The organism is Actinophytocola oryzae (assembly GCF_004364325.1).
In the GTDB taxonomy this organism is placed as follows: Bacteria; Actinomycetota; Actinomycetes; order Mycobacteriales; family Pseudonocardiaceae; genus Actinophytocola; species Actinophytocola oryzae.
Genome location: NZ_SOCP01000009.1, coordinates 235,981 through 253,325, shown reverse-complemented (window position 1 = coordinate 253,325; position 17,345 = coordinate 235,981). Strand labels below are relative to the sequence as shown.

The window sequence follows — 17,345 nt, the reverse complement described above, 5'->3', positions numbered from 1 at the left end:
CAGGCCACGCGTCCGTACAGTCTCGATCGGCGGGAGCCGGGAAATCCCTAGTGCTCAACGGCGTTTGGCCGGCGGGACCACGTAACGGGTGTAGAGGAGGTCACGCATCACGTCGTCACCGCCCTCGACCAGGCTCGTCCAGCGCAGCTCGCGGGTGAGCTTGCCGATCACGTGCTCGTGGGTGTAGCCGAGGCCACCGAACAGCTCGGAGCCGATGCCCGCGACCGCCCACCCGGACTGGCCGCAGATCATCTTCGCGGCCAGCGCGGACCGGGTGCTGCCGGCACGCAGGAACTCCCCGGCCGGGTCCGGACCGGCCATCATCCGGTCGAACTCGGCCGCCGCCGCGAGGCACTGGTTGCGCATGACCTCGACGTGCATCTCGATCTGGCCGAGCTTGGCGGCGAAGACGGCGTTCTCGGTCAGCGGGGCGCCCTTGACGACCTTGTGCTCGGCGTAGGCCATCGCCTCGTCCCGCACGCGTCTCGCCAGGCCGACCGACGTCGTGGCGATGAGGATCCGGCTCGCGTTGAGCCCGGCCTCCAGTACGCGGATCCCGTTGCCGCGCAACACGTTCTCGGCGGGCACCCGGCAGTTGCGCAGCCGCACCTCGTAGGTCGCCGAGCCACGCATGCCGATCACGTCCCAGCGGCGGACCACCCTGATACCCGGGGTGTCGCGCGGGATCACGACGGTGCGGTAGTCGAGGTCGTCCTCCGCGGCGCGGGTCACCACGACGAGGAACTCCGCGAGGTCGGTGTTGGTGGCGAAGTACTTGTCCCCGTTGACGATCACGGCGCCGCCGCGGCGGGTGCTGGTGGTCCCGGTGCGGCCCAGCTCGCTGCCCGCCGCCTCCTCGCTGGCGAGCGTCGCACACACCCCGCCGCCGCGCGCCAGCTCGGTGAGCAGGCGCGTGCGCAGCTCGTCGGTCCCGTAGAGGTGCAGCATCGTGGCGCCGAGGATCGACAGGTAGGACGTGAACGCGAACCCGGCGTCCCCGTAGGACAGCTCGGACACGATGTCCACACCGGACACCAGGCTCACGCCCGCGCCGCCGTACTCGGTGGGCACCCACCAGTTGGCGAGCCCGGCCTGCGCCAGTGCCTTCGACTGCGGCATCGGCACGTCCGGCAGCCCGTCGAAGTAGCGGTGGTCGGTCAGCTCGGCGGCGGCGAACTCGCGTGCCGCTGCGGCCAGGTCGCCGGTCGTCATGCCAGGCCCAGTTCGTTGTCCAGCAGGTCGAAGACCTCGTTGTCGCTCGCGAGGTCGAAGTCGAGACTCTCCGCGCCCGCCTCGGCGGGGCGGCCCCAGCGGGTGCGCAGCAGCTCGAGGCGCAGCGCGACCTGTTCGTGCAGCTCAGGATCGGGGGCGCCCGGCGAGCACAGTGCGTCGAGCCGGTCGAGCTGGACCAGGATCTCCGCGCGCTCGGCGACCGGGGTCAGGCCGAGCCCGGCCAGCAGCTGTCCGGCGAGTGCGGCGGGGGTCGGGTGGTCGAACACCGCGGTCGGCGAGAGCCGGGTGCCGGTGGCCGAGGTGAGCCGGTTGCGCAGCTCGACCCCGGTCAGGGAGTCGAATCCCGTGTCGCGGAAGGATCTCTCGGCAGGCACCCGGTCCGGGCCGGGCAGCCCGAGCACGGCGGCGGCCTCCCGGCGGACCAGCTCCAGCGTGGCGTCGGCTCGTTCGTCGGGTCCGAGGTCCCGCAGCCGCTCGGCGAACCCGACGCCCCTGGCGCGGGTGGCGGTCGCGGCGGGGCGGACGGTGCGGCCGAGTGCGCGGACGGCGGGCGGGTCGGTCGCGGTCACCGCGGCCGGGTCGAGGCGGGTGGGCACGGGCGCGGGGTCGGCTCCGGCGATGGCGGCGTCGAACAACGCGAGCGCGTGCTCGGGCGACATCGGCGGGGTGTAGCGGGTGAGGCGGGCGAGGTCGGTGTCGGACAGGCCCTCGGTCATCCCGCCGGTGCGTTCCCACGGGCCCCAGGCGAGGGTCTGCGCGGGGACGCCGGTGGCCCGCCACTGCCGGATCACGGCGTCGAGATGGGCGTTGGCCGCCGCGTAACCGGCCTGACCCGCGGCACCCAGGGTGCCGACGAGGGAGGAGAACGCGACCACCGCGGCGAGGTCGAGCCCACGGGTGGCGGTCCACAGCGAGTGCGCGCCCGCCACCTTCGGCCGCAGCGCTCGGGCGAGCCGGTCCGGGGTGAGTGCCGGGATCACGCCGTCGTCGAGGACTCCGGCGGCGTGCACGACGGCGGTGAGCGGGTGCGCGGCTGGGAGGTCGGCCACCAGGTCGGCGACCGCGCCGGGGTCCCCGGCGTCGCAGGCGGCCACGGTCACCTCCACCCCGAGGTCACGCAGCCGCGCCAGCGCGTCCGGGTCGGCGACGCCGCGCCGACCGGTCAGCAGCAGGTGGCGGACGGCGTGCCGCTCGGCCAGGTGCCCGGCGAGCAGCAGGCCCAGGCCGCCGGTGCCACCCGTGATCAGGACCGTGCCGTCGGGGTGCCACGCGGGCGGCACGGTCAGCACCACCTTGCCGACGTGGCGGCCCTGGCTGACGAACCGGAACGCCTCCGGCGCGCGCCGCACGTCCCAGGTGGTCGTCGGCGGTGGGATGGCGACGCGTGCGGCGACCAGCTCGTCGAGTATCGCGAGCAGCGCCGCCATCCGGTCGGGGGGCAGGTCGAGCAGGTCGAAGGCGGTGTACTCGAGCCCGACCGGCACGGTGGTGCGCAGGTCGGCCTTGCCCAGCTCGACGAACCGCCCGCCGGGGGCGAGCAGGCGGAGGGAGGCGTCGACGAACTCGCCTGCCAGCGAGTTGAGCACGACGTCGACCCTGGGGAAGACCTCGGCGAAGTCCAGGGTGCGGGAGGAGGCGATCCGCTCGTCGGGCACGCCGAGGCGGCGCACCGCGTCACGCTTGCCCTCGCTCGCGGTGGCGTAGACGTGGGCGCCGAGGTGCTGGGCGATGCGCACGGCGGCCGTACCGACCCCGCCCGCGGCGGCGTGGATCAGCACCTTCTCCCCCGGCCGGAGCCGGGCCAGGCCGGCGAGCGCGTGGTAGGCGGTGAGGTTCGCGATCGGTGTGGCCGCGGCCTGGACCCACGTCCAGTCGCGCGGGACCCGGGTGAGCAGCCGCCGGTCGGTGGTGACGGCGGTGCCGAAGCCGCCCGCGACCACGCCGACGACCCGGTCGCCCGGCGCCAGGTCGGTCACCTCGGCGCCGACGTCGAGCACGGTGCCCGCGGCCTCGATGCCCAGCGGGCCGGGCTCGCCGGGATACATGTCCAGCGCGGTCAGCACGTCGCGGAAGTTCAGCCCGGCGGCCCGCACCGCGACCCGCACCTCGCGCGGACCCGGCGCGGGTGCGTCGGCGGGCACCAGCGCCAGCGCGGCGAGGGTGCCCGGCGCGGTGGTGGCCAGCCGCCAGCTCCCGGCGGGCGGGGTGAGCACGTCGTCCCCGTTCGTCCTGGCCAGCCGGGGCGCGCGGGCGACACCGCGCCGCACGGCCAGCTGCGGCTCGTCGGAGACCAGCAGCCGGTCCGGGTCGTCGAGGTCGATGAGCAGGTAGCGGTCGGGGTCCTCCAGCTGCGCGGCCCGCACCAGCCCCCAGGCGGCGGCCGCCGCGGCGTCCTCGACGGTGTCCCCGGGGTCCGCGGCCACGGCACCGCTGGTGACCACCGCGAGCCGCACCCCGCTCGGCGGGTCGAGTCGCTGCCATTCCTGCAGCTCCGCGAGCACGCGGTCGACGTCGGCGCCGAGCACGGGCAGCACGGCGAGCCCGGTGGCGCACTCGCCGGTGGCCATGGCCTTGCCGAGCGCCTCGACGTCCGGGTACTGGGCGGTCACCGGCAGCCCGAACGGGTCGTCGCCGACGAGCACCGCGTCCACGGGCGCAGGCCGGGCCGCCACCTCGGTCCACTCCAGCCGGAACAGGGCCGCGGGATCGGGCCCGGGTGCCCGCGCGGGCCGCAGGGCGAGGCTGTCGACGGTGACGACCGGGGTCCCGGCCGGGTCGGTGGCGCTCAGCGCGACCGTGCCGCCGCCCAGGTCCCGCACCCGCACCCGCAGCGCGCCGGCCCCGGCGGCGTGGAGCCGGACGCCGGTGAACGCGAACGGGAGCCCGGCCAGGCGTGGTGGGTCGGACAGGAGCGCGGTGGCGTGCAGGGCGGCGTCGAGCAGCGCCGGGTGCAGGCCGAACCGGTCGGCGTCGCCGGGCAGCTCGACCTCGGCGAACACCTCGCCCGCCCGCCGCCAGGCCGCGCGCAGACCGAGGAACGCCGGGCCGTAGCCGAAGCCGTCGGCGCCGAGTGCGGGGTAGAAACCGTCCAGTGGCACGGGTTCCGCGTCGCGTGGCGGCCACTCCCCCGGTGCCGCGGGGGGTTCGCCTGTCGTGGTGACGAGACCGCGGGCGTGGCACACCCAGTCGCCGGACTGTCGCGAGTGGACGGTCACGGCGCGGGTGCCGTCGTCGTCCGCCGCCACCGCGACCCGCAGCGGCACGGTGTCGTGCCCGGTGAGCACGAGCGGGGTCTCGATCGTCAGTTCCACGAGGCTTGGTGCGCCGACCTGGTCACCGGCTCGCAGCGCCAGGTCGACGAGCACGGTCCCGGGGACGAGCACGGCGCCGTCGATCACGTGGTCGGCCAGCCACGGGTGGGTCGCGGTCGAAAGCCGGCCGGTGAGCACGGCGCCACCGTCGTCGGGGAGGTCGACCGCGGCGCCGAGCAGCGGGTGGTCGGGGGTGTCCATGCCCGCGGCGGCGACGTCCGCGGCCGGGGCGGCGGTCCAGTACCGCTGTCCGCGGAAGGCGGTGGTCGGCAGGTCGACGCGGTGGGCTCCGGTGCCCGCGAAGAACGCGGCCCAGTCGACCGTGACACCGTGGGCGTGGAGTCGGGAGACGGCCTCGGCCAGCGCGGGGTCCTCGCCTCGACCGGACCGCAGCGCAGGCACGACCACGAGGGTGTCGTCGTCGACCACCGACGACAGCGAGCCGTCCGGGCCGACCTCGACCACGGCGGTGGCGTGTGCCGCCCGCAGCGCGTCGGCGAACCGGACCGGCTCGCGTACCTGCCGGACCCAGTACTCGGGGTCGGTGACGGTCGCGGCGTCGACCGGGGCGCCGGTGAGCGTGGAGACGAGCGGCAGGCGTGGTGCGGTCGGGGCCAGTCCGGCGACGACCTCGCGGAAGGGCGCCAGCATCGGTTCCATCAGCGGGGAGTGGAAGGCGTGGGTGACGCGCAGGCGTTTCGTGCGGTGGCCGCGTCGGGCCAGGTGCGCCGCCGCGGCGAGCACGTCGTGCTCGACGCCCGAGAGCACCACCGAGCGGGCGCCGTTGACCGAGGCCACCACGACCCGGCCGGGCACGAGCACCGGCGCCACCTCGTCCTCGCCCGCCTGCGCGGCGACCATCGCGCCGCCGGACGGGAGCGCCCCCATCAGGGCGCCGCGGGCCACGACGAGCGTGCACGCGTCCGCGAGCGACAGCACCCCGGCCAGGTGCGCGGCGGCGACCTCGCCGACGGAGTGGCCGAGCAGCACGTCCGGCCGCACCCCCCAGGAGTCCAGCAGCCGGGCCAGAGCCACCTCCACGGCGAACAGCGCGGGCTGCGCGTTCCGGGTGGCGGCGAGCCGGTCGGGGTCCGTCCCGAACACGACGTCCAGCAGCGGCGGCTGGTCGAGGTGGGTGTCGAGGCGGGCGCAGACCTCGGCGAGCGCGTCGGCGAACACCGGGTGGGCGGCGGCCAGTTCGCGGCCCATGCCGGGTCGCTGGGCACCCTGGCCCGCGAACACGAACGCGGTGCGGGGCGCGCCGACGGCGGTGTCCCGCACGAGCCCGTCGGCCGGTTCTCCGTCGGCCAGCGCGGCCAGTGCCGCGTCGGTCAGCACGACGGCCCGGTGGTCGTGGTGGGCGCGGGTGGTGGCGAGCGACAGGCCGATCCCGGCCCGGGAGCCGGGGGTGGCCGTGAGCCGGGCGGCCTGCTCGGCGAGCGCCTCGGGGGTGCGGGCGGACAGCACCCACGGCAACACCCGGCCGGTGTCCGTCTCGGGCTCGGGTTCCGGTTCCGGCACGTGTTCCAGCACGACGTGGGCGTTGGTGCCGCTGATGCCGAAGGACGACACGCCTGCCCGGCGCGGCCGGTCCGCGTCCGGCCACGGCACCGGCTCGGTGACCAGCTCCACCGCACCGGCCGACCAGTCCACCTCGGCGGACGGGGCGTCGACGTGCAGGGTCGCGGGGACCACGCCGTGGCGCATCGCGTGCACCATCTTGATCACCCCGGCCACCCCGGCGGCGGCCTGGGTGTGCCCGAGGTTCGACTTGACCGAACCCAGCAGCAGCGGCACGTCCCGGTCCTGGCCGTAGGTCGCCAGCAACGCGTTCGCCTCGACGGGGTCGCCGAGGCGGGTGCCCGTGCCGTGTGCCTCGACGACGTCCACGTCGGACGGTGCGAGACCCGCGCGGACGAGCGCCTGGCCGATGACCGCGCGCTGGGCGGTGCCGCTCGGCGCGGTGAGGCCGTTGGACGCGCCGTCGGAGTTCACGGCGGTGCCCCGCACGACGGCGAGGACGGGGTGCCCGTTGCGCAGGGCGTCGGCGAGCCGCTCGACGACCAGGACCCCGGCGCCTTCGGCCCAGCCGGTGCCGTCGGCCGCGCGGGCGAACGGCCTGCACCGACCGTCCCGCGAGAGCCCGCCCTGCTTGGCGAACTCCACGAACAGCCCAGGCTCGGACATCACGGTGACGCCGCCTGCCAGTGCGAGGTCGCAGTCGCCGGACCGGAGTGCCTGCCCGGCGAGGTGCAGGGCGACGAGGGAGGAGGAGCAGGCGGTGTCGACGGTGACCGCGGGGCCGGCGAGGCCGAGGGTGTAGGCGACGCGGCCGGAGAGCACGCTGGGGGTGGTGCCGGTCAGCGCGAGGCCTTCCACCTCACCGGACGTGCGGTGCAGTGGGGGGCCGTAGTCCTGGGCCATGGCGCCGAGGTAGACGCCGGTCCGGGTGCCGCGCAGGTCCGGTGGGGCGACGCCGGCCCGTTCGACGGCCTCCCAGCACACCTCCAGCGCGAGGCGCTGCTGCGGGTCCATCGCGGCGGCCTCGCGTGGGGAGATGCCGAAGAACTCCGCGTCGAAGCGGGCCGCGTCCGGCAGGAAGCCGCCGAGCCGCCCGGTGCCGGTGACCGCCGCGCTCCAGCCGCGGTCGGCGGGCATGGGGCCGGTCGCGTCGACGCCCTCGGACACGAGCCGCCACAGGTCCTCGGGGGTGCCGGCGCCGCCGGGGTAGCGGCAGGCCATGCCGACGATCGCGAGCGGTTCGTCGGGAGCAGCCGTGAGTGCCGGGGTGTCGTCGGGGGCCGTGCCGGTCAGGTGGGCGGCGAGCCGCGCGGGGGTCGGGTGGTCGAACAGCTCCGCGGTGGTGAGGGGGCGGCCGGTGGAGCGGGCCAGCCGGGCGGTCAGCTCGACGAGCATCTGGGAGTCGAAACCCTGGCCGCGCAACGGAACGTCGGGCTCGACCCGGTCGATGTCGCGGTAGCCGAGGACGGCGGCGCACTCGGCGAGCACCAGGCGGAGCGGGTCGGTCGGCACGTCGGTGGCCGCGGGCGCCGACACCGGGGCGTCGTCGAGCCAGTAACGCTCACGCTGGAAGGCGTAGGTGGGCAGCGAAACCCTTGTCGCGCCGGGAAAGCAGGCCGACCAGTCGGGATCGAGGCCGGTGGTGGCCAGCTCGGCCGCGGAGCCGAGCACCCTGGCGAGGCCGCCGTCGCCGCGCTTGGTGGTGCCGACCGCGACCACCCGGCCGCCCGCGGCGTCACGCACGCTGCCGGTGAGCACGGGATGCGGGCTCACCTCGACGAAGTGGCGGTGTCCGGCGGCGAGGAGGCGTTCGACGGCGTGGTGGAACTCCACGGTGCCGCGCAGGTTGCGGTACCAGTACCCGGCGTCCAGTACCGGGGTGTGGCCGTTCGTGCCGGCGACCGTTGAGAAGAAGGGGACGTCGGGTCGGTGCGGGGTGATCGGGTCGAGCAGCTCACCGAGCCGGTCGCGCAGCCGTTCGACCATGGGCGAGTGCGAGGCGTAGTCGACGTCGACCCGCCGCACGCGCCCGGTGTTCCGCCAGGACTCGACCAGCTCGCCGACGGCGGCGGCGTCCCCGGTGACGACGACCGACGCAGGCCCGTTGACGGCCCCGACGACGAGCCGCCCGCACCAGGGCGCGAGCCGCTCGCGGACCTGCGCCTCGGGCAGGGCGACGGACACCATGCCGCCGTCCCCGGCGAGGGTCCGCGCGATCAGCCCGCTGCGGAGCGCGACCACCCGCGCGCCGTCCACGAGCGACAGTCCACCGGAGACGACGGCGGCGGCGATCTCCCCCTGGCTGTGCCCGACCACGGCGGCAGGCACCACGCCGAAGGACCGCCAGACCTCGGCGAGCGACACCATGACCGCCCAGAGCGCGGGCTGGACCACGTCGACCCGCTCGAACGTGCCACCACGCAACACGTCGACGAGCGACCACGCCACGAAGGGCGCGAGTGCCTCGGCACACTCCGTGAGCCGGGCACGGAACTGGGGCGAGGTGTCGAGCAGCTCGACGGCCATCCCGGCCCACTGCGCGCCCTGCCCGGGAAAGACGAACACCGGCCCGGGCCCGGGATCCTGCGCGACGCCGGTGGTCACGCCGGGTGCGGGCAACCCGGCGGCGACGGCCCGGAGCCCGGCGAGCAGGTCGGCGTTGTCGGCGCCGACCACGACCGCGCGGTGGGGCAGCGCGGAGCGCGAGGCCAGGGAGTGGGCCACGTCGGCGGGCGAGGCGGGATGGTCGGAGAGGTGCCCGGCGACGCGTTCTGCCTGTGCCCGCAACGCGGTCGGCGTCCGCGCGGTGACCACCCACGGCACCGGCCCGGTGACCGACGTCGCCACGTCGGCGGCCGACACGGGATGGTCGGCCCGCCCCGTCGACGCGGGCGGCGCGGCGACCACCTCCGGCACCGGGTCGCCTGCCGAGAGGACGACGTGGCAGTTGGTGCCGGTGACCCCGAAGGCGGAGACCCCGGCGAGCAGCCTGCCGTCGGCGGCGGGGGGCCACGGGGTCGCCGTGGTGGCGACCCTCAGGTTCCACTCGTCGAAGCGGATGGCCGGGTTCGGGTTCGTGAAGTTCAGGCTCGGGGGGACGATCCCGTGCCGTAGCCCGAGGACCGCACGCAGCAGGCCCGTGATCCCGGCCGCGCCCTCCAGGTGTCCCACGTTCGTCTTCGCCGAGCCCACCAGCAGCGGCACCGGCCGGTCGGCACCGTAGACCGCACCGAGTGCGGCGGCCTCCACCGGGTCGCCGACCTTCGTGCCGGTGCCGTGCAGCTCGACGTAGCCGACGTCGGCAGGCGCGACCCCCGCCCGTGCACACGCCACGCGAGCCAGCGCGGCCTGCGCGCGGGCGCTCGGTACCGTCAGCCCCTCCGCGGGCCCGTCGTTGTTCACCGCGCTGCCCTCGAGCACCGCCAGGACCCGGTCGCCGTCGGCTCGTGCCAGCGCCAGCGTCTTGAGCACCACGACGCCGCCGCCCTCGCCCCGCACGTACCCGTTGGCACGGGCGTCGAAGGTGAAGCAGCGCGCATCCGGCGACAGCGCCCCGAAACGGGCCACCACCCGGGTTCCGTCGTCGGTCAGGTTGAGCTGCACCCCACCGGCCAGCGCCACCCCGCACTCCCCCGCGCGCAGGCTCGCCGCCGCCAGGTGCACCGCGACCAGCGACGACGACTGCCCGGTGTCGACCGCCAGGGACGGGCCCGTGAGCCCGAGGAAGTGCGACAGCCGGTTCGCCGCGGCGGCCCGGCTCACGCCCGTGAGCGTGTGCGCGCCGAACACTCCCCCGCGACGGGTCAGCACCGCGTAGTCGTCGGCCATCGCACCCAGGAACACGCCGACCTCGGTGCCGCGCAACCGTGCCGCGGCCAGCCCGGCGTCCTCCAGTGCCTCCCAGCCCAGCTCCAGCGCCAGGCGCTGCTGCGGGTCCATGGCCGCCGCCTCGCGTGGCGAGATGCCGAAGAAGTGCGCGTCGAAGTCGGCGACGCTGTCGAGGAACCCGCCGACACCCCGGTCGGGGTGCTCGCCGATCGCGTCGCCGCCGGCGCGGAGCAGCCGCCAGTACGCCTCCGGGTCCGGCGCGGACGGCAACCGGCACGCCATCCCCACTACGGCGACGGCGTTCTGGGATGGGACCTCGGATGCGGTCACGGCGCGGCTCCCGGCGTTCGCGGGCGGTGGGCGCGCTCCAGTCTCACCCAGCCGGGCCGCCGCGCAGGCACGGCTTCCTAGGGCTTTCCCCAGACCTGCCCTCCTACCGTCTGGGCCGTACCCCCGTGCTCCCGGGAAGGTGGCCATGAGACTCACGATGCTGACCTTCGGCACCAGAGGCGACGTGCAGCCGCTGGTGGCGCTCGGCGTGACGTTGCGTGCGCGGGGACACGACGTCGCCATCGGCACCGCGCCGTCCTTCGCGGGCCTGGTCGCCGGTGCCGGGCTCGACTTCCGCCCGGTGGAGCCGCCGTCGGGGATGCGCGAGGACCTGTTCACGCAGCCGGGCATGAACGCGGCGATCCGCAAGGGACCGTCGTTCGTGCGGACCGTGCGGTCGGTCACGCCGCCGACCGACGACGAGATCGTCACCATGTTCACCGGCATGGCACAGGCCACCGCCGACGCCGACCTCGTCGTCACCGCGCCGGTCACGCACATCGCCGGGTTCGTCGGCGACAAGCCGTGGTGCTCGGTGTCGTGGATCCCCGCCAACCGCACCAGGGAGTTTCCCGCCTACCAGGCGAAGCCGAGGTTCGGCGGCGCCTACAACGGGCTCACCCACTGGTTCTTCGACACCTTCCAGTGGACCTCGCAGGCCTGGATGGCCAACAAGTACCTCAAGGCGACCGGCCGGCCCGCGCTGCGCGGGAGGTCCCGGCTCGCCGAGCTTGGCCGGGACCGACCGGTCCTGTATCCGTTCAGCCGGGCGGTCGTCCCGAAGCCGGCGGACTGGCCCGACCTCGCGCACATCACCGGGTACTGGTTCTACGACCGTCCCGAGTGGACACCCGACCCGGAGTTGGCGGCCTTCCTCGACCGGGGGGCGCCGCTGCTGCTCACCCTCGGCAGCACCTGGCCGGTGCACGACGGCGACCGGACCGTCGACCTCGCGCTGGGTGCCGCCCGCGCGGCCGGGCTGCCGCTGCTGGTGGTCGGCGGGCCGGAACGGGGCCTGCCGTCCGACGCGTTCCGCACCACCGAGGTCGACTACGGCGCGTTGATGCCGCTCTGCGCCGCGGTCGTGCACCACGGCGGCTGCGGCACGGCGGGTGCCGCGCTGCGGGCGGGCATCCCGCAGGTGGCGATCCCCGCCGTGTTCGACAACCCGTTCTGGGCGGCCAGGATGCACGCGCTCGGGGTGAGCGGGCCGCCGGTGCCGCTGACCGCGCTCACCGAGGAGTCGCTGACCGCGTCGGTCGCCATCGCGCTGGGCGACCACCGGCTGCGCGACCGCGCCGTCGAGCTCGGCGTCCTCATGGCCGAGGAGACCGGCCTGGCCACCGCCGCCGACCTGGTCGAGCGCTGGCACGCACGCACGGAGGCCGTGGCGTGAGTGGGCTCGTCCTGGTCGGTGCGGGCACCATGGGCGTGAACATCGCCGCGTTGGCCCTCGGCCACGGGCTGCCCGTGACCCTGGTCGACCTCGACACCGCGATCCTCGACCGTGCCGCGACGGGCATCCGCACCGCCCTGCGCCACGGTCAGCTCATGGGTGCCCTTCCCGCCGACACGCCCGTCGCCACCGCACGCACGACCACCGACCTCACGTCGGTCGCGGGTGCCGAGGTCGTCATCGAGGCCGTCACCGAGAACGCCGAGTGCAAGGCGAAGCTCCTCGCCGAGGTCGCCGGCCTGGTCTCGCCCGGCACCCCGCTGGTGTCCAACACCTCCGGCATCCCGATCGACGAGCTGGCCGGCGCGGTCCCCCGCCCGGAGGACGTGATCGGCACCCACTTCATGAACCCGACCTACCTGATCGGCACCACCGAGGTGGTCCGCGGCCCGCGCACGAGCGAGCCGACACTGCGGGCGGTGACCGTCCTGCTGGCGAGGATGGGCAGGCGGTCGGTCGTGGTCAACGACTCCCCCGGCTTCGTCACCAGCAGGCTGCTCCACCCCATGATCAACGACGCGGCCCGGCTCGTGCAGGCGGGCACGGCGACCGTCGAGCAGGTGGACGAGCTGATGCGCGGCTGCCTGGGCCACCCGACCGGTCCCCTGCGCACCGCCGACCTCATCGGCCTCGACAACCTCGCCGACGCGCTGCGGGTGCTCGCCGACCGCACCGGCGAGACCAGGTACGCACCCTGTGAGCTGCTGCTGGCCAAGGTCGCCGACGGCCACCACGGCCGCAAGTCCGGCCGGGGCTTCTACGACTACGGAAAGGTGCTGTCGTGACCGACACCGTGAACGGGATCGGCGTCAGCGGCCCGATCGCCGAGTTCCTCAGGACACGGCTCGGCCAGGACGTCCCGCCGGACAAGGACCTGTTCGCCGACGGGCTCGTGTCGTCCATGTTCGCGATGGAGCTGGTCGTGCACCTGGAGAGCACCTTCGACATCGCGATCACCGGGTCGGACCTGAAGATGCGGAACTTCCGCACGATCGAGTCGATGACCGCCCTGGTGATCAGGCTGCGCGAGGAACCAGGGCATGACTGAGCAGCTGGTCGAGGACCTCGTCGCCGGGCAGGCCGACGACTGGGACCTGGCGGGCGCGGTGCCCGAGAAGGTGCTGCGCGAGCTGGGTGCCGCCGGTCTGCTCTGCCCCGAGGTGCCCGCCGGGTACGGCGGCCGGGGCGCCACCAGCCGGTGGGCAGGCGAGTTCACCGCGGCCCTCGGCGCACACTGCGGGTCCACGCGCAGTGTGCTGACCTCGCAGTCGATGGCCGCGGGCATGATCACCCGGCTCGGCGACCGCGCACAACGCGCCGAGCACCTGCCGCGCCTGTGCGCCGGGACGCTGGCGGCGGTCGCGTTCAGCGAGCCCGGCGCGGGCAGCGACCTGTCCGCGATCACCACCGAGGTCCGCCGCGACGGTGACCACGTGGTCGTCACCGGGCACAAGACGTGGACCACGGCCGCCCGGTACGCCGACCTGGTCGTGGTGGTCGGTGTCGAGGACGATGGCGGCGCGGCCGTCGTGGTGCCGGCCGACGCCCCCGGCGTGTCGATCCGCCCCGTGGAGAACCCGAGCGGCTGCCGCGCGGCCGGACACGCCGACGTCCACCTCGACCACGTGCGCCTGCCCGCCACGGCCGTGCTCGGTGGCGGCGGACAACCGTCGCGGCTGCTCGTCACCGCCGCCCTCGGGTACGGGCGGCTGTCGGTGGCCTGGGGCTGTGTCGGCATCCTGCGTGCCTGCCTGGCCGCCGCCTCGGCACACGCCGCGAGCCGTGGTCAGTTCGGCGTGCCGCTCGCCGAGCACCAGCTCGTCGCCCGGCACCTCGCCGAGCTGCTCGTGGCCGAACGGACCGCGACCCTGGCGTGCGAGCACGCGAGCGAGCGCCTGGACGCGGGCTCCCCCGACCACGTCGTGGCCGCGGTGCTCGCCAAGAACGTCGCCGCCACCGCCGCCACCCGGGGCGCGAGCAGTGCCGTGCAGGTCCTCGGCTCGGCCGCCGCCAGGGACGGGCACGTCGTGGCCAGGGCCTACCGGGACGCGAAGCTCATGGAGATCATCGAGGGCAGCACCGAGATCTGCCAGCTCCTCCTGGCCAGGCACGCCCTCTCGGGAGGGGGAACGGGATGACGGACGCGGTCGGTGTCGGCACGGTCAAGTGCCTGGTCTGGGACCTGGACAACACACTGTGGCAGGGCACGCTCCTCGAGGACGGCGAAGTCCTGCTCCCCCGACGGATCCGGGACACGATCGTCGCGCTGGACGAGCGGGGCATCCTGCAGTCGGTGGCCAGCAAGAACGACCCCGAGCACGCGTGGTCCCGGCTGGTGGCCCTCGGCGTGGCCGAGTACTTCGTGCTGCCGCGCATCGGCTGGCAGCCCAAGTCGGCGTCGGTGCGCGAGATCGCCGACGAGCTGGGGTTCGCCCACCACACCATCGCCTTCGTCGACGACCAGCCCGCCGAGCGTGCCGAGGTCGCCTACCACCTGCCGGACGTGCGCTGCTATCCGGCGGAGATGCTGCCGGACCTCCTGACCCTGCCGGAGTTCACGCCGGACACGGTCACCGAGGACTCCCGGCAGCGGCGCCGGATGTACCAGGCGGGTGTGCGGCGCGTGGCCGCCCGCGACGAGTTCGCCGGACCGGACGAGGACTTCCTGCGGTCACTGCGGATGCGCATGGAGATCCGCGTGGCGTCCGAGGCGGACCTGGCCCGCGTGGCCGAGCTGACCCAGCGCACCAGCCAGATGAACGCCACCGGCGTGCACTACTCCGGCGCGGACCTGCGCGAGCGGCTCGCCGACCCGGACCAGGAGGTCCTCGTCACCACGATGGCCGACCGGTTCGGCCCGCACGGTGCGGTCGGCGTGGTGCTGCTCGGCCGTCATCCCGGGCTGTGGCACCTGCGGCTGCTCGCGACCTCGTGCCGCGTCACGTCCTTCGGCGCCGGGTCGGTGATCCTCGGCTGGCTCATCGACCAGGCCGCCAGGGCCGGGACGCACCTCGTCGCCGACTTCCGGCGCACCGACCGCAACCGGGTCATGGAGATCGCCTACCGCTTCAGCGGGTTCGCCGAGGACGTGTGCCCGTGCGAGACCGCGCTCGCCGACGCGCCGGACGTCGAGCGCCTGCACCTGGTCCCCGACCGCAGGCCCGAGCCGTCGACCATGCTGCTGTCCGCGCCGGAGCTGTGCGTCCACGACTCCGCCTGATCGGAAGCGAGATCCCATGGCCATCCAGGCATCGCGCCCCGAGGTGGGCCCTGCCGAGCTGCGTTACCTCACCGAGGTCATCGAGAGCGGCTGGATCTCCTCGGCGGGGCCGTTCGTGCGCCGCTTCGAGGGCGCGTTCGCCGAGTACTGCGGCCGTGCCCACGGCGTCAGCTGCTCGTCCGGCACCGCGGCGCTCGTGCTGGCGTTGCGGGCGATGGGCATCGGGCCGGGTGACGAGGTGATCGTGCCGGAGTGCACGTTCGTCGCCTCGGCGTGGGCGGTCACCTACACCGGCGCGACTCCGGTGTTCGTCGACGTCCGCGACGACCTGACGATCGACCCGTCGCTGGCCGAGGCCGCGATCACCGTGCGCACCAAGGCGATCATGCCCGTCCACGTGCACGGCAGGCGTGCCGACATGGCCGCGGTCATGCGGTTGGCGTTCGACTACAACCTGCGGGTCGTCGAGGACGCGGCCGAGGCGCACGGCGTGCCGGTGGTCGGCGACGTCGCGTGTTTCTCGTTGTACGCCAACAAGATCATCACCGCGGGCGAGGGCGGGGTGTGCGTCACCGACGACCCGAGGCTCGCCGAGCAGATGCGGCACCTGCGTGGCATGGCGATCGGGCCGGAACACGACTTCCTGCACAGGAAGCTCGCCTACAACTACCGGATGACCGGGCTGCAGGCGGCGGTGGCGCTGGCGCAGCTGGAACGCATCGACGATTTCCTGGCCAGGCGCGAGGAGATCGCCGGCTACTACGACAAGGGACTCGCCGACCTCACCGGGCTGACGCCGATGCCGCCTCGCGAGGTGCTGTGGATGTACGACGTCCGGTCGGCGCGGCGCGACGAGCTGCGTGCGTTCCTGGCGGAGAACGGGGTGGAGACGCGCCCGTTCTTCCCGCCGATGAGCCGCCAGCCGATGTACCTCGACCAGGGGTGGCCGTCGCTCAACGCCGCGCGTCTCGCGGCGGAGGGGCTGTGCCTGCCCACCTACAACGGCATGACCCGCGCCGAGCAGGACCGCGTGATCGACCGGGTCCGCGCCTTCCACGGGAGGAACTCGTGAACAGCAACGTCCCCGGCCCGATCGTGTTCGCGGGCGCGCCCTACAGCGGGATGACCCCGATGATCGTCACCGCCGCGGAGGTGGCCAGGCGTGGCGCGGAGGTGTACTTCGTCGGCACCGAGAGCTACCGACCGGAGTTCGACGAGCGCACCGCGGGCACCGGGGCGAAGTACCTGTCGCTGGGGGCGGGTGACTCGCCCGCCGATCCGTCCACGTGGGACGACGAGACGTTCCGGTCGTTCACGCAGCCGTCGCGGTGGCGCAGTGCCAAGGCGTTCGTCAGGCACAACCTGGACATCGACATCCAGATCGACTGGTACAGGCGGCTCGAGGCCGAGGTGGAGCGGCTGCGGCCGTCGCTGCTCGTGGTCGACTGCCTGTCCCAGTACGCGATCGACCTGGCCATGACGCGTGGGATCCCGTTCGTCGTCGAGGCGTGCCTGATGCCGAGCTTCGTGCTCCAGCCGTGGCTGCCGAAGGACTACCCGTGGCCGTACTCGGGGCTGCCGAGGGAGATGAGCCGCGGGCAGCGGATCACCAACGCGTGGTTCAGGTTCCGGATGCGGACCGTGATGTTCCGGCCAGGCGTGTTCGGCAAGGCGATCGCCTACGCCAAACAGGCCAGGGCGATGGGCATCAACGCGAAGGCCATGCACCCGCGTGCGCGGATCGAGGCGGCGTCGCTGGTCATGTTCCACACGCCGCTTGACCTGGAGTACCCGTTCCCGGCGCCGGAGAACGTGGTCTCGGTCGGCTCGATCACGCCGAAGTTGCCGGAGGCGCCGGAAGAGCGGTCGGTGAGGTCGTGGCTGGACGACCACGAGTCGGTGGTGTACCTGGCCTTCGGCACGATCAACCGGCTGTCGCCGCAGAGCATCGGCGCCATGCTGGCGGCGGCGGCACGGCTCGCTCCGCACGCGATGCTGTGGAAGATCCCGAAGGACCAGTGGGAGCAGCGGCCGGGTGACGTCGCGGTGCCGGACAACGTCCGTGTGGAGCACTGGGTGCCGTCGCAGTTCGACGTGCTGGCCCACCCGAACGTGAAGGTGTTCTTCACCCACGCGGGCAGCAACGGCATGCACGAGTGCCTCAACTTCGGCAAGCCGATGGTGTCCCGGCCGGGCTGGATCGACTGCCACGACATCGCCCACCGCATCGACGACGCGGGCATGGGCCTCACCCTGGACGACGTCGACACCGTGCACGCCGACGACGTGGTGGACAAGCTGACCCGCGTCCTGTCCGACCCGTCGTTCACCGAGCGCGCCCGGTACTGGTCGGCCCGTCAGCGGGAACTGGGTGGTGTCGCCAGGGCAGCGGACCTGATCCTCGCCCACGCCACCCCCGTCTGAACGCACTGAAGGACGCCTTCAG

9 protein-coding genes are annotated in these 17,345 nt (G+C 74.3%); 7 read left to right on the top strand and 2 right to left on the bottom strand.

The genetic code is table 11. From position 1 onward, the window contains the following. Positions 1-54: 54 nt before the first annotated feature. Entirely contained in the window at positions 55-1,212 is a 1,158-nt protein-coding gene (locus tag CLV71_RS24830; RefSeq protein ID WP_133905254.1) for an acyl-CoA dehydrogenase family protein, read from the bottom strand. Then, positions 1,209-10,223, bottom strand: coding sequence for a type I polyketide synthase (locus CLV71_RS24825; RefSeq protein WP_243866685.1), 9,015 nt, complete (start codon positions 10,221-10,223; stop codon positions 1,209-1,211). Before CLV71_RS24825 ends, CLV71_RS24830 begins: the two co-directional genes overlap by 4 nt. Positions 10,224-10,368: 145 nt before the next feature. On the opposite strand from CLV71_RS24825, the gene CLV71_RS24820 reads away from it, so the two are divergent. Genes CLV71_RS24820 through CLV71_RS24790 form a run of 7 tightly spaced genes read left to right on the top strand, consistent with a single transcriptional unit; the run spans position 10,369 to position 17,323 of the window. After that, the gene (locus tag CLV71_RS24820) at positions 10,369-11,619 is read left to right on the top strand and encodes a glycosyltransferase (RefSeq protein WP_133905253.1); all 1,251 of its coding nucleotides are present in this window, start codon (positions 10,369-10,371) and stop codon (positions 11,617-11,619) included. Continuing rightward, positions 11,616-12,464, top strand: a complete 849-nt coding sequence (locus CLV71_RS24815; RefSeq protein WP_279588751.1) for a 3-hydroxyacyl-CoA dehydrogenase family protein — start codon at positions 11,616-11,618, stop codon at positions 12,462-12,464. Before CLV71_RS24820 ends, CLV71_RS24815 begins: the two co-directional genes overlap by 4 nt. Beyond that, positions 12,461-12,727, top strand: a complete 267-nt coding sequence (locus CLV71_RS24810; RefSeq protein ID WP_133905252.1) for an acyl carrier protein — start codon at positions 12,461-12,463, stop codon at positions 12,725-12,727. Before CLV71_RS24815 ends, CLV71_RS24810 begins: the two co-directional genes overlap by 4 nt. Continuing rightward, on the top strand, positions 12,720-13,817 hold the full coding sequence (locus CLV71_RS24805; protein ID WP_133905251.1) for an acyl-CoA dehydrogenase family protein: 1,098 nt from the start codon (positions 12,720-12,722) through the stop codon (positions 13,815-13,817). The genes CLV71_RS24810 and CLV71_RS24805 overlap by 8 nt, the downstream gene beginning before the upstream one ends. After that, complete coding sequence (locus CLV71_RS24800; RefSeq protein WP_133905250.1) at positions 13,814-14,899, top strand: HAD-IIIC family phosphatase; 1,086 nt, start codon at positions 13,814-13,816, stop codon at positions 14,897-14,899. The genes CLV71_RS24805 and CLV71_RS24800 overlap by 4 nt, the downstream gene beginning before the upstream one ends. Before the next feature lie 16 nt (positions 14,900-14,915). Beyond that, positions 14,916-15,971, top strand: a complete 1,056-nt coding sequence (locus tag CLV71_RS24795) for a DegT/DnrJ/EryC1/StrS family aminotransferase (RefSeq protein WP_133905249.1) — start codon at positions 14,916-14,918, stop codon at positions 15,969-15,971. Continuing rightward, positions 15,968-17,323, top strand: coding sequence for a glycosyltransferase (locus tag CLV71_RS24790; RefSeq protein WP_133905248.1), 1,356 nt, complete (start codon positions 15,968-15,970; stop codon positions 17,321-17,323). Before CLV71_RS24795 ends, CLV71_RS24790 begins: the two co-directional genes overlap by 4 nt. The last annotated feature ends 22 nt before the right edge of the window (positions 17,324-17,345 follow it).